This is a genomic window from Isoptericola hypogeus, assembly GCF_039531145.1.
Lineage (GTDB): Bacteria > Actinomycetota > Actinomycetes > Actinomycetales > Cellulomonadaceae > Isoptericola > Isoptericola hypogeus.
Genome location: NZ_BAAAPM010000002.1, coordinates 17195 through 30223, shown reverse-complemented (window position 1 = coordinate 30223; position 13029 = coordinate 17195). Strand labels below are relative to the sequence as shown.

The 13029-nt window shown below is 75.3% G+C and carries 10 protein-coding genes; 9 read left to right on the top strand and 1 reads right to left on the bottom strand.

The features are described 5' to 3' along the window. The 6 genes from ABD254_RS00650 to mnmA all read left to right on the top strand — a co-directional run. Positions 1-1170, top strand: a 1170-nt coding sequence (locus ABD254_RS00650) for a molybdopterin molybdotransferase MoeA (RefSeq protein ID WP_344244619.1), incomplete at its 5' end; no start/stop codon positions are given. After that, positions 1167-1673 (top strand): cyclic pyranopterin monophosphate synthase MoaC, encoded by a 507-nt coding sequence (moaC, locus tag ABD254_RS00645; protein WP_344244617.1) that lies wholly within the window; start codon positions 1167-1169, stop codon positions 1671-1673. The genes ABD254_RS00650 and moaC, both read left to right, overlap by 4 nt. Further along, on the top strand, positions 1670-2764 hold the full coding sequence (locus ABD254_RS00640; RefSeq protein ID WP_344244615.1) for a molybdenum cofactor biosynthesis protein MoaE: 1095 nt from the start codon (positions 1670-1672) through the stop codon (positions 2762-2764). Before moaC ends, ABD254_RS00640 begins: the two co-directional genes overlap by 4 nt. Before the next feature lie 154 nt (positions 2765-2918). Continuing rightward, positions 2919-5138 carry a PhoX family protein gene (locus ABD254_RS00635; protein WP_344244613.1) on the top strand — a complete coding sequence of 740 codons (2220 nt, stop codon included), beginning with the start codon at positions 2919-2921 and terminating at the stop codon, positions 5136-5138. A 94-nt stretch (positions 5139-5232) separates the two neighbouring features. Then, on the top strand, positions 5233-6513 hold the full coding sequence (locus ABD254_RS00630) for a cysteine desulfurase family protein (protein WP_344244611.1): 1281 nt from the start codon (positions 5233-5235) through the stop codon (positions 6511-6513). After that, the gene (mnmA, locus tag ABD254_RS00625) at positions 6510-7682 is read left to right on the top strand and encodes a tRNA 2-thiouridine(34) synthase MnmA (protein WP_344244609.1); all 1173 of its coding nucleotides are present in this window, start codon (positions 6510-6512) and stop codon (positions 7680-7682) included. The genes ABD254_RS00630 and mnmA overlap by 4 nt, the downstream gene beginning before the upstream one ends. A gap of 7 nt (positions 7683-7689) precedes the next feature. Here mnmA and ABD254_RS00620 read toward each other — a convergent pair whose 3' ends face one another. Beyond that, a complete protein-coding gene (locus ABD254_RS00620) occupies positions 7690-8235 on the bottom strand; it encodes an ester cyclase (protein WP_344244607.1) in 546 nt (181 codons plus the stop codon). A gap of 112 nt (positions 8236-8347) precedes the next feature. On the opposite strand from ABD254_RS00620, the gene ABD254_RS00615 reads away from it, so the two are divergent. The 3 genes from ABD254_RS00615 (at position 8348) to ABD254_RS00605 (ending at position 12947) form a co-directional block, all read left to right on the top strand. Beyond that, a complete protein-coding gene (locus ABD254_RS00615) occupies positions 8348-9445 on the top strand; it encodes a uroporphyrinogen decarboxylase/cobalamine-independent methonine synthase family protein (RefSeq protein WP_344244605.1) in 1098 nt (365 codons plus the stop codon). Positions 9446-9681: 236 nt separating this feature from the next. Continuing rightward, complete coding sequence (locus tag ABD254_RS00610) at positions 9682-10473, top strand: HAD family hydrolase (protein ID WP_344244603.1); 792 nt, start codon at positions 9682-9684, stop codon at positions 10471-10473. Beyond that, positions 10470-12947, top strand: coding sequence for a glycoside hydrolase family 65 protein (locus tag ABD254_RS00605; protein WP_344244601.1), 2478 nt, complete (start codon positions 10470-10472; stop codon positions 12945-12947). Before ABD254_RS00610 ends, ABD254_RS00605 begins: the two co-directional genes overlap by 4 nt. The last annotated feature ends 82 nt before the right edge of the window (positions 12948-13029 follow it).

Sequence of the window (13029 nt, the reverse complement as noted above, 5' to 3'; positions counted from 1 at the left end):
CTGGCGCCGCGCGTGCTGGCCCGCGACGCCGTGGCGGCGGTCGCACTGCCGGGCTTCGACAACTCCCAGATGGACGGGTACGCGGTGCGTTCCGGCGACCTGGCCGCCGCGTCGACGCACGGCCCCGTGTCGCTGCCCGTCGGCGCGCCCGTCCCCGCCGGCACGCAGCCGCCGCCGCTCGTGCCCGGCACGGCCGCGCCCGTCATGACCGGCGCGCCCGTGCCGGGCGGCGCGGACGCCGTCGTGCGGATCGAGGACGCCGACCCGCCGCGGTTCCCCGTGCTCGACGACGACGCGGCGCCCGCCGCCCCGGTGCGGTTCGCCGCGCCCGTGGCGCCCGGCACCTTCGTGCGAGCCGCCGGGTCGGACGTGGCTGCGGGCGACCCGCTCCTGCGGGCCGGTGCCCCGCTCGGCGCCGCACAGCTCGGCGCGCTGGTCGCGTCCGGGGTCGCCGCCGTGGACGTCGCCGCGCCGCCCCACGTGCTGCTGGTCTCCACCGGCTCGGAGCTGGCGCCCGCCGGTGCTCCGCTCGGCCCCGCCCAGGTGCACGACGCCAACGGCGCCGCGCTCACCGCCGCGCTCGCGCAGGCGGGCGCCCGCGTCACGACCGCCGTCGTCCCGGACGAGCCCGACGCCCTGCGCCGGGCGCTCGCCCAGGCACCCGACGACGTGGCGCTCGTCGTGACCACCGGCGGCGTCTCCGCCGGGGCGTACGAGGTGGTCCGCCAGACGCTGACCGACGCCCCGCCCGAGGACGCCGCCGGCGTCTGGTTCGGGCACGTCGCCGTCCAGCCCGGCGGGCCGCAGGGCCTCGGCAGCGTCGTCCTGGGCTCGCGGGAGGTCCCGCTCGTCGCGTTCCCCGGCAACCCGGTGAGCGCGTACGTCTCGTTCGAGCTGTTCCTGCGCCCCCTGCTGGCGGCGGCCACCGGCGCGGCCCCGGCACGCCGTCCCACCGGCCGCGCGCCGCTGGCCGACCCGCTCGACTCGCCGCCCGCGCTGCACCAGGTGCGGCGCGGCACGCTCGACGCCGACGGCCGCGTGCGCATGAGCGGCGGCCCCGGCTCGCACCTGCTCACCCACCTCGCCGCCGCGACGATCCTCGTGCACGTTCCGCCCGGCGTGGCGCGCCTCGAGCGCGGCGACGTCGTCGACTACTGGGAGCTCCGATGACCGAACCCGACCAGACGCCGGGCCTGTCCCACTACCGCGCCGACGGCGCCGCCCGCATGGTCGACGTGTCGGCCAAGGACGTCACCACGCGCCAGGCCACGGCCACCGGCGTCCTGCGCACCCGGGCCGACGTCGTCGACCGCATCGCCACCGGCGAGCTGCCGAAGGGCGAGGCGATCGCCACGGCCCGCATCGCCGGGATCATGGGCGCCAAGCGCACCTCCGACCTCGTGCCGCTGTGCCACCCGCTGCCGATCTCCGGCGTCGAGATCGACGTCGTCCCGGCGGGCGAGGTCGTCGAGATCACGGCGACGGTCCGCACCACCGGCCGCACCGGCGTCGAGATGGAGGCGCTCACCGCCGTCACCGTCGCCGGGCTGACGCTCTACGACATGATCAAGGCCGTCGACAAGGCCGCGGTCCTCACCGACGTGCAGGTCGTCGCGAAGTCGGGCGGCAAGTCCGGCGACTGGAGCCGCACCACGACGGGGGCGGGCGCATGAGCGCGCACGAGCACCACGGCGGCCCCGCGCGCCGCGTCGCCGTCGTCGTCGCCTCCGACCGGGCGGCGGCGGGGGAGTACGAGGACCGCTCCGGGCCCGTCGCCGTCGAGTGGTTCGCCGCGCGCGGCTGGGCGACGTCGCCGCCGATCGTCGTGCCCGACGGCGAACCGGTGCGCGAGGCGCTCGCGGCGCTGCTCGTGGCCGCGCCCGACGAGGTGCCGGACGTCATCGTGACCAGCGGCGGCACGGGCGTCGGCCCGCGGGACCGGACGCCGGAGGCCACCCGCGTCGTGCTGGACCGCGAGGTGCCGGGGATCGCCGAGCTGGTCCGGTCCCGGTCGCTCGACCCGACCGACCCCGCGAAGCGCGCCGTGCCCACGGCCGCGCTGTCCCGGGGCGTGGCGGGCGTCGCGGGGCGCACGCTGGTCGTCAACCTGCCGGGCTCCGCCGGCGGGGTGCGCGACGGCCTCGACGCGCTGGCCGACGTCCTGCCCCACGCCGTCGACCAGCTCCGCGGCGGCGACCACCCGTCGTCGCCGCCGGTCGAGCCTGTCGAGACCACGCCGCCGCCGGTCGAGCCTGTCGAGACCACGCCGCCGCCGGTCGAGCCTGTCGAGACCAGGGTTTCGACAGGCTCAACCAGCGAGGCCGTCGTGCTGCGGGCGGACGTCGTCGACGCGCCGCTGGACCCGCTGCTCGCGGAGCTGGGCGCGCTGGTGCGCGACGACGCGTGCGGCGCGGTGGCGACGTTCACGGGGTACGTGCGCGACCACGACGAGGGTCGCGGCGTGACCCGCCTGCACTACGAGGCGCACCCGGACGCGGCTGCGGTGCTGCGCGAGGTGGCCGAGCGGGTGGCCGCCCGCACGGCGCAGGCGACCGGCGACCGGGTGCGGGCCGCCGTCGTGCACCGGGTCGGCGACCTCACGGTCGGCGACGTGGCGGTCGTCGCGGCCGTCGCGTCGGGGCACCGGCAGGCCGCGTTCACCGCCGCGAGCGACCTGATCGAGGAGCTCAAGGCCGAGGTGCCGATCTGGAAGCGGCAGGGCTTCGACGACGGCACGACGGAGTGGGTCGCCTCCCTGGGCTGAGCGTGGCCGGGAGATGAACCAGCAGGTCACCTGCTGTTCACCCGGGGGTCGGTGTCGCGACGGCGGACGGCCATCGGCCGTCCCTACCGTCAGGGCCGTCACCCCCCGGTTCCCACCAGGGCCTCCCGCCCGCCCACCCTCTGGAGTGCCACCGATGACGATCGCCCCCGAGTCGCGCCCGCTGCTGGAGCTCAGCGCCACCCAGCACGCGCGCGGCAAGCGCAGCCCGGTCACGTGCCGGCTCAAGTGCGCCGACGCCTGTTCCCACCCGGCCCCCAACGCCTCCGCCAACGAGTACTTCCGCGACGTCGCGTCGCGCGCCCTGTCCCGCCGCGTCATGCTCGGCGGGCTCGCCACGGCCGCCGCGACCGTCGTCGTCGGCGCCCAGGTCGTGGCCGCGCCGCAGGCGGGCGCCGCCATGTCGACCGGTGTGGCCGCCGGGCGCGGCCACGGCAAGGGCCTCGCGTTCGGGGCGATCACCCCGCAGCCGGCCGAGGTCGACGCGTTCGTCGTCCCCGAGGGCTACGAGTGGTCGCCCATCATCCGGTGGGGCGACCCGATCCTGCCGGGCGGTCGCGCGTTCGACATCGAGCGCCAGACGCCCCAGCAGCAGGCCAAGCAGTTCGGCTACAACGTCGACTACCTCGACATCCTCCCCGCCGACCCCGACGACGTCCGCCCCCACGGCCGGACGAAGCGCGGCGTCCGCGGCCTGCTGGTGAGCAACCACGAGTACACCAACGCGGGCATCATGTTCGACGAGTCGTACGACGCCGCGACGCGGCGCGCGATCGAGCGGGCCGCCTGGGGCATGTCCGTGGTCGAGGTGCGGCGCGAGCGCGAGGGGTCGCCGTGGACGTACTCGCGCCTCAGCCCGTTCAACCGCCGCATCACCGTCGACACGGAGTTCCGCGTCGACGGTCCCGCGGCCGGCTCGTACCTCATGAGGACCGTCGCGGACCCGACCGGCAGGCGCGTCCTCGGCACGCTGAACAACTGCGCCGGCGGCACCACCCCGTGGGGCACGGTCGTCTCCGGCGAGGAGAACTTCAACGCCAACCTGCGCGTGAACGGCAAGGACCCGCGCGACGCCCGCTACGGCCTGCAGAACGTCGCGACGAGCTACGGCTGGGAGCTCGACGACCCCCGGTTCGACGGCAACAACCCCGGCTACGAGTACGAGAACCACCGGTTCGGCTGGGTCGTCGAGATCGACCCGTACGAGCCCGACGAGGCGCCGGTGAAGCACACCGCGATGGGCCGGCTCAAGCACGAGGGCGCCAACGTCATCCTGTCGAGGCGCGGCCACGCCGTGGCCTACATGGGCGACGACGAGCGCTTCGACTACGTGTACAAGTTCGTCTCGAAGGACCGCATGGAGCGGGGCAACAGCCGCTGGGCGCGCCGGCACAACAAGACGCTGCTGTCCGAGGGCGACCTGTACGTGGCCCGCTTCACGGGCGACTCGCCCGCCGCGGAGATCGACGGCACGGGCGCGGTCCCCTCCGACGGCGCGTTCGACGGCCGCGGCGAGTGGATCCCGCTGGTCAAGAACGGCCGGTCGCGCGTGGAGGGCATGACCGTCGACGAGGTGCTGGTGTTCACCCGGCTCGCCGCCGACGCCGTCGGCGCCACGAAGATGGACCGCCCGGAGGACGTCGAGCCGAACCCGCTCACCGGCCGGGTCTACGTGGCGTGCACCAACAACACCGACCGCGGGAAGGTCGGCAAGGAGGGCGCGACCGAGCCCAACCCGCGCCACACCAACCGCGACGGGCACGTCGTGGAGATCATCGAGGACGGCGGCGACCAGACCGCCACGACGTTCCGCTGGAACATCCTGCTCGTCGCGGGCGACCCGTCAGTGAACGGCTCGACGTACTTCTCCGGCTTCCCCGCGGACCAGGTCTCGCCGATCTCCTGCCCGGACAACCTGGCGTTCGACGCCGAGGGCAACCTGTGGATCTCCACCGACGGCCAGCCGTCGACGATCCAGAAGTGCGACGGCCTGTTCAAGGTGACGCTCGACGGTCGCGACCGCGGGAAGGTCGAGCAGTTCCTGTCCGTGCCGCGCGACGCCGAGACCTGCGGGCCCGTCGTCGACTCCCGGGACGAGATGGTATACGTCAACGTCCAGCACCCGGGCGAGGACGGCAGCTTCGCCGCGCAGAACTCGTACTTCCCGGACTACCTGCCCGCGGGCAAGGCGACCCCGGCGGGAGCGTGGCGCGGCCCGAGGCCCTCGACGATCCAGGTCTACAAGGAGGGCGCGGGCGACCGCCCCGGCCGCCCGGGCCGCCCCGGCTGGTCGGACGACGACTGGGACGGCCCCGGCCCGTTCCCGGGGCCGCGCGGCCCGAAGGGCCGCCGCTGAGTCCCGTCGGTCGAGCCTGTCGAGACCCCGTCCGGGCCTCGGCAGGCTCGGCCGGCGTCACCGTGGTGCCGGGTGGTTCGTAGACTGGGGGACCGTGACCACCCCCTCCCCGGGCGTCGGCGGCTCGGACGGCCGCGACGGCGAGCCCGGCGCCTACCTCGACCACGCCGCCACGACACCCCTGTCGTCGGCGGCGCTCGCGGCGTTCGTCGCCGAGGCGGGCCGCACGGGCAACGCCTCGTCGCTGCACTCGGCGGGGCGTGCCGCGCGCCGGGCGGTGGAGGAGTCGCGCGAACAGCTGGCCGCGTCGCTCGGCGCGCGCCCCAGCGAGGTCGTCTTCACCGCGGGCGGCACGGAGTCGGACAACCTCGCGATCAAGGGCATCTTCTGGGGCCGACGCCGGCAGGACCCGCGCCGGATCCGGGTGCTGGTCTCGGCGGTCGAGCACCACGCCGTGCTCGACCCGGCGTTCTGGCTCGCCGGGCACGCGGGCGCGGAGATCACGCTGCTCCCGGTCGACGGCGACGGCCGGCTCGACCTGGCCGCGCTGCGCGCCGAGCTGGCCGCGCACGCCGACGAGGTCGCCCTCGTCTCGGTGATGTGGGCGAACAACGAGGTCGGCACGCTGCAGCCGGTGCGCGACGTCGTGCGGCTGGCGCACCAGCACGGGATCCCCGTGCACACGGACGCCGTGCAGGCGGTGGGCCAGGTCGAGGTCGACTTCGCCGCCTCCGGCGTGGACGCGATGACGGTCACCGGGCACAAGCTGGGCGGCCCCGTGGGCGTGGGCGCCCTGCTGGCGCGTCGCGACCTGCCGCTCGAGGCGGTGCTGCACGGCGGCGGGCAGGAGCGCGGCGTGCGCTCGGGCACGCTCGACACACCCGCGATCCGGGCGTTCGCCGTGGCCGTGGCCGAGGCCGTCGAGTCCCGCCCGCGGCGGGCGGCGGCGCTCGCGACCCTGCGCGACGCCCTCGTGGCCGGGGTGCGCCGCGTCGCGCCCGAGGCGGTGCTGCGCGGGCCGGAGCCGGCCGCGATCGCGGACGGCCGCGCCGGCACCCCGGCGCGCCTGCCCGGCAACGCGCACTTCACGTTCCCCGGCGCCGAGGGCGACTCGCTGCTGTACCTGCTCGACTCCGCGGGCGTGCAGGCGTCGACGGGCTCGGCCTGCCAGGCGGGCGTCCCGCAGCCGTCGCACGTGCTCCTCGCGATGGGCGTGCCCGAGCTCGACGCCCGAGGCGCGCTGCGCTTCTCCCTGGGGGCGACCTCGCGGGCGGCGGACGTCGACCGGCTGATCGCCGCGCTGCCGCAGGTCGTCGACCGGGCGCGGGCCGCCGGCCTGGTGTCGGGCCGTGCGCTGACGGGGGGTGTCGCATGAGGGTGCTGGCCGCCATGTCCGGGGGCGTCGACTCGGCCGTCGCCGCCGCGCTCGCCGTCGAGGCCGGGCACGACGTCGTCGGCGTGCACATGGCGCTGAGCCGCAACCGGGACCAGTTCCGCACCGGCTCGCGCGGCTGCTGCTCCATCGAGGACGCCGGCGACGCCCGCCGCGCGGCCGACGTGCTCGGCATCCCGTACTACGTGTGGGACCTGTCCGAGCGCTTCGAGGAGACCGTCGTCGCGGACTTCCTGTCCGAGTACGAGTCCGGTCGCACCCCCAACCCGTGCGTGCGCTGCAACGAGCACATCAAGTTCGAGGCGCTGCTCGACAAGGCGACCGCGCTCGGCTTCGACGCCGTCGCCACGGGTCACTACGCGCGCGTCGTGACCCGCGGCGACGGCTCGCGCGAGCTGCACCGCTCGCCGAACGCCGAGAAGGACCAGTCGTACGTGCTCGCGGTGATGGGCCCCGACCGGCTGGCACGCGCCATGTTCCCGCTCGGCGGGTTCGCGACCAAGGCCGAGGTGCGCGCCGAGGCGGAGCGGCGCGGGCTGTCCGTGAGCGCCAAGCCCGACTCGTACGACATCTGCTTCGTCGCCGACGGCGACACGCGCGGCTTCCTGCGCGACCGGCTGGGCTCGCGCCCGGGCGAGGTCCGCGACGTCGAGGGGAACGTCGTCGGCGAGCACGACGGCGCGTACGCGTACACGGTCGGGCAGCGCAAGGGGCTGGGCCTGGGGCGGCCGGCGGCGGACGGCCGCGCCCGGTACGTCGTGGACGTGCAGACCTCGACCAACACCGTCGTCGTCGGGCCGGCGGAGCTGCTCAGCGTGGACCGCGTCGCGGCCGAGAAGGCCGTCTGGTTCGACTCCTCGCTGGTCGGGCCCGTCGAGACCACGCACGTGGAGACCTCGCCCGCCGCGACCACGTGGCGCGACGTCGAGCTGCAGATCCGCGCCCACGGGTCGCCGGTGCCCGCGCAGGTGCGCGCGACGCCCGGTACCCCGGGGCGCGACGGCGTCGTGGCCCACGACGGCGTGCCCGGACTCGAGCTGCGCCTCACGGGTGCCCCGCTGCGCGGCGTGGCCGCCGGCCAGTCGGCCGTCGTCTACCGCGGCACGCAGGTGCTCGGCCAGGCGACCGTGGCCGACGCCTGGCGCGGCTGACGGCCCGTCAGCCCCGAGGGCCGTCGGAGCGCAGCTCGCGCTCCAGCCACGCCTCGTCCCGCACGACCCAGTGCTCGGCCTCGAGGCCGTCCTGCAGGCGGACCATGTGCATCTCGCGCACCGTGAACCGGCGCCTCGTCGGCGGCAGCCCGCGGAAGAACCCGGTGTGCCGAGCGCTGAACGCCACGTGCAGGGCGACGAGGTCACCCTCCGCGACGGCGTGCAGCACCTCGACCCGCTGGTCGCTGAAGGCGTCGTCGAACCAGTGCATGGTGGCCGCCAGGGCGTCGCGGTCGCCGGAGCAGCCGGGGAGCACGTCGTGGTTGCGGAAGCCGGGCGCGAGCAGGTGCCGGAGCACGGCCTCGGAGCACGCCGGCATCGCGTTGGCGTGGACGCGCACCGCCACGGCCTTGTTCGCCGCAGCCCGGTCGGCCGGGCTCCGGCCGGCCGGGTCCCCGTCCGCCAGGGTCGGGAAGGACGTGGTGCGGACCGCGGCGGCGCCGCGCGACGTGGTGGGAACCCCGGTGCGCGCCGGGGCGGCGGTCACGGTCATGTCCCAGGCTCCTTCGTCGGCCGACTACCGTGCTCTCGTAGTTGAAGAGCGGGAACGCTCCCCGGCGTGACGCGGGTGGCGAGGTGAATCACAGGGTGAACCGGGGGTGGAGATGACTACGGTCTCGGGGCACGGTCCCTGGCCGGGCGGCACGCGTGACGTGCTCGAGGCGCAGCTGACCGTGCTGGACGACCTCGCCGCGCTGCCCACGGGGGTCGGCGTCGTGCCGTTCCTCGTGCAGCTCTCGGGCCGCGGCCCCGGTGCGGACGCCGTCGGGCGCACGGGCGCGATGCTCGCCGAGATGCCCGTCGAGCTCGGCCCGCACGGCTGGAAGCTCGCCGACGCCGACGGCGTGGACGAGCGCCGCGCCCACGGCCTGCTGCGCGAGGACCTCGGCGCGCTGGCCGTCGCCGCGCACGGGCACTCCGGCCCCCTCGCCGTCGAGGTCGTCGGCCCCTGGACGCTCGCCGCCGAGCTCTGGTCGGCGCGCGGCGACCGGGTGCTGTCCGACGTCGGGGCCCGCGCCGACCTCACGCTCGCGCTCGCGGAGGCGGTGCGGGCCCACGTCGCCGACGTCCGCACCCAGGTGCCGGGCGCCGAGGTCGTGGTTCAGCTCGCCGAGCCCCTCCTCGGGCAGGTGCACGCCGGGGTGCTGCCGAGCTTCTCCGGCTACTCGCGGCTGCGGGCCGTGGCCGGGCCCGACGTGGTCGACGGGCTGCGCCCGGTCGTCGACGCCGCGCACGACGCCGGCGCGACGGTCGTCGTGCACCTCGGCGCCACCTGGGTCGGCGTGCCGCCGGTCGCGCTGGCCGGTGCGGACGCCGTCGGGCTCGACCTCGCGGCGCTCGGGCGTGGCGGCGGGAACGGGCAGGGGCCGGGCGGGTGGAACGAGAGGGCGTGGGAGCTGGTCGCCCGCGCGACCGAGCGGGGCGTCTCCCTGTGGGCCGGTCTGCCGCCCGCCCGGGTCTCCCAGTGCGCCGGGCCGGCACTCGGTGAGCTCGCCGACCTCCTGTCGGTGCCGTGGCGACGGATCGGCCTGCCGGCGGCCGGGCTGGCGGACGTCACCCTGCTCGGCGCCGGGGCGGGGAACGGCCCGGCCGGCCCGGGCGATCCCGGTCGTGCCGGGCTCGGCCCGCCGGACCAGCACCGGGCGCTGCTGGCGAACCTCGGGCGGGTGGCGGAGGTCGTCGGCGAGCGCGCCGACGCCTGAGTCGGAGGTGCAGCGCAGGGTGGGGGCCGAGGGACGAGGCACGCGCCCGCAGCGGAACCGCAGGCTCAGGCGTCCGAGTGAACGCCTGAGACGGAGGTGCAGCGCAGATCCACGGCATCGTCCCCACGTCGTCACGGCGCGCCCACGCGCGGCCTTCGCGACCCGGCGGACGCGTGCGTAGGCTGATCCCGGGCTCCGACGCCCACCGGCGACGCGCGTCCGGCGTCCCGGCCCCCATGACCCGCGAAGGGATCTCTGTGACCAGGCTGCGAGCCGTGCTCTTCGACCTCGACGGTGTGCTCACCCCCACCGCCGAGCTGCACATGCGCGCGTGGGAGCGCCTCTTCGCCCCGTTCTGCGAGGCCCGCGGACTGGCGTCGTACACGTCCGCGGACTATTTCGCGCACATCGACGGCAAGCCGCGGTACGACGGGGTCGCGACCTTCCTCGCGTCGCGCGGCGTCGAGCTCCCGCGCGGCACGTCCGACGACGCGCCCGGCGAGGGCACGGTGTGCGCGCTGGGCAACCGCAAGGACACCATCGTCAACGAGCTCTTCGTCACCGAGGGCATCGCGCCCTACCCGGGATCGGTGCGCTTCCTGGACGACGTCACGGCGGCGGGGGCGGAGGTGGCCGTGGTGTCGTCGTCGCGCAACACCCCCGCCGTCCTGGCGGCCGCCGGTCTGGCCGACCGGTTCGAGGTGGTGGTCGACGGCAACGTCGCGGCGACGGAGGGACTGGCCGGCAAGCCGGCCCCCGACACCTACCAGCGGGCGGCCGAGCTGCTCGGCGTCCCCGCCGCGCACGCCGTCGTCGTGGAGGACGCGCTCTCGGGCGTGCAGGCCGGCGCCGCGGGGTCGTTCGGCCTCGTCCTCGGCGTCGACCGCGGGGTCGGCGCCGACGCGCTGCGGGCGCACGGGGCGCAGCTGGTCGTGGCGGACCTCGGCGACCTGGACGCGTCCGTGCTCGACACACCGGCCGGGCAGGCCGGGCACGACGCCGGCCCGGGCGAGGACCGCCGCGCATGAGCCACCCCACCAGCCACGAGCGACGGACCGTCGACCGCCTGCGCTTCCCCGCCGACCCGTGGCGGCTCGTGGAGACGCAGTTCTCCTCCGCCGACCACGGCGTCACGGAGACGCTCTTCGCCGTGGCCAACGGCTACCTCGGCATGCGCGGCAACGTCGAGGAGGGCCGCGAGTCCCACGCCCACGGCACGTTCATCAACGGCTTCCACGAGACGTGGCCGATCCGGCACGCGGAGGAGGCGTACGGCTTCGCGAAGGTCGGCCAGACGATCGTCAACGTGCCGGACGCGAAGGTGATCCGGCTGTACGTGGACGACGAGCCGCTGCTGCTGCCGGTCGCCGACCTCGTCGAGTACGAGCGGGCGCTGGACCTGCGCGACGGCACGCTGCGCCGCGACCTGCTGTGGCGCACGCCGTCGGGCAAGCGGGTGCGGATCCGCACCGAGCGCATGGTCTCCTTCGCCGAGCGGCACCTCGCCGTGATGACGTTCGAGGTGACTCTGCTCGACGACGACGCCCCCGTGGCCATCTCGTCGCAGATCCTCAACCGCCAGGACGGGCAGGACGAGTACCACGTGCCCGCCGCGTCGCTGGGGGAGGGCTTCGACCCGCGCAAGGCCGAGCAGTTCGCGGGCCGCGTGCTGCAGCCGCAGTCGCAGTGGGGCGACGACGAGCGCCTCGTGCTGGCCTACCGCACCAGCAACTCGGGCATGACCCTCGCCGTCGCCGCGGACCACCACCTCGAGACGGACAACGAGTGGGACGTGCGCTCCCAGGTCGACGTGGACCTCGCCAAGCACGTGTTCCGCGTCGACGCGCGGGCGGGTCAGCCGATCCGGCTGACGAAGACCGTCACGTACCACACGTCGCGCGGCGTGCCGTCGCGGGAGCTGGTCGACCGGTGCCGGCGCACGCTCGACCGCGTGCGGGTCAGCGGCGTCGAGCACGAGCTGGCGCGCCAGCGCGCGTGGCTCGACGAGTTCTGGGAGCGCTCGGACGTCGAGATCACCGGGCAGCCGGAGATCCAGCAGGCGGTGCGGTGGAACCTGTTCCAGCTCGCGCAGGCCACCGCCCGCGCCGAGGGCTCGGGCGTGCCCGCCAAGGGCCTGACCGGCAGCGGCTACTCGGGCCACTACTTCTGGGACACCGAGATCTACGTGCTGCCGTTCCTCACGTACACGACGCCCCGGTTCGCCCGGAACGCGCTGCGCTTCCGCCACCAGATGCTCGAGGCCGCCCGGCGCCGCGCGGGCGACCTGTCGCAGCGCGGCGCGCTGTTCCCGTGGCGCACCATCAACGGCGAGGAGGCGTCCGCCTACTACGCGGCCGGCACCGCGCAGTACCACATCGACGCGGACGTCAGCTATGCCCTCGTGCAGTACGTCCGGGCCACGGGCGACCGGGACTTCGTGCGCCGCGAGGCCGTCGACATCCTCGTCGAGACGGCGCGCATGTGGGAGGACCTCGGGTTCTGGCGGGCCAACGGCGACGACAACTTCCACATCCACGGCGTCACCGGCCCGGACGAGTACACGACCGTCGTCAACGACAACCTGTTCACCAACGTCATGGCCCGCTTCAACCTCCGGGCGGCGGCGATCGTGGTCGAGCGGATGCGCGCGGAGCACCCGGACGACTACGGCGACATGGTCGAGCGGCTCGGTCTGGGCCGGCACGAGATCGCGGCCTGGACCCGCGCGGCCGACAGCATGGCGATCCCGTACGCCGAGAGCATCGGCATCCACCCGCAGGACTCGCACTTCCTCGAGCGCGAGCTCTGGGACCTCGCCGCGACCCCGCCGTCCAAGCGGCCGCTGCTGCTGCACTACCACCCGCTGGTCATCTACCGGTACCAGGTGCTCAAGCAGGCGGACGTCGTGCTCGCGCTCTTCCTGCAGGGCCAGCACTTCACCGCCGAGGAGAAGCTCGCGGACTTCGAGTACTACGACCCGCTGACCACGGGCGACTCGACGCTGTCCGGCGTCGTGCAGTCGATCGTCGCGGCCGAGGTGGGGTACCACGAGCTCGCGCTGGAGTACTTCACGTCGTCCCTCTTCGTGGACCTGGCGAACCTGCACGACAACGCCTCCGACGGGGTGCACGTGGCCTCGGCGGGCGGCACCTGGTCCGCGCTGGCGTTCGGGTTCGGCGGCATGCGCGACCACGACGGCGTGCTGACCTTCGACCCGCGGCTGCCGCGGGACTGGGAGGGGCTCACGTTCCGGGTGACGTGGCACGACTCGCGCCTGCGCGTGACCGTCACGTCGGAGGCGATCGAGCTCGAGGCGGAGACCGGTGACGGCGCCGAGGTGGGCGTCCGCGGCAAGCAGGTCACGGTCGTCCGGGGCGAGGTCACGCGCGTGCCGCTCGACGGGCAGGGCGCGCGGTTCGCCGGCCGCCCCAGCCTCCGTGCGCTGTCCGGCAACCGCCGCGAGGACGGCACGCTCATCACCGCGACGGTGCCCCACTCCTGACGAGCAGCCCTGCTGTGAGCATGAATCTGGCCCACTTCACGGCGGTGAAGTGGGCCAGATTCATGCTCACAGCGTTCTTGCG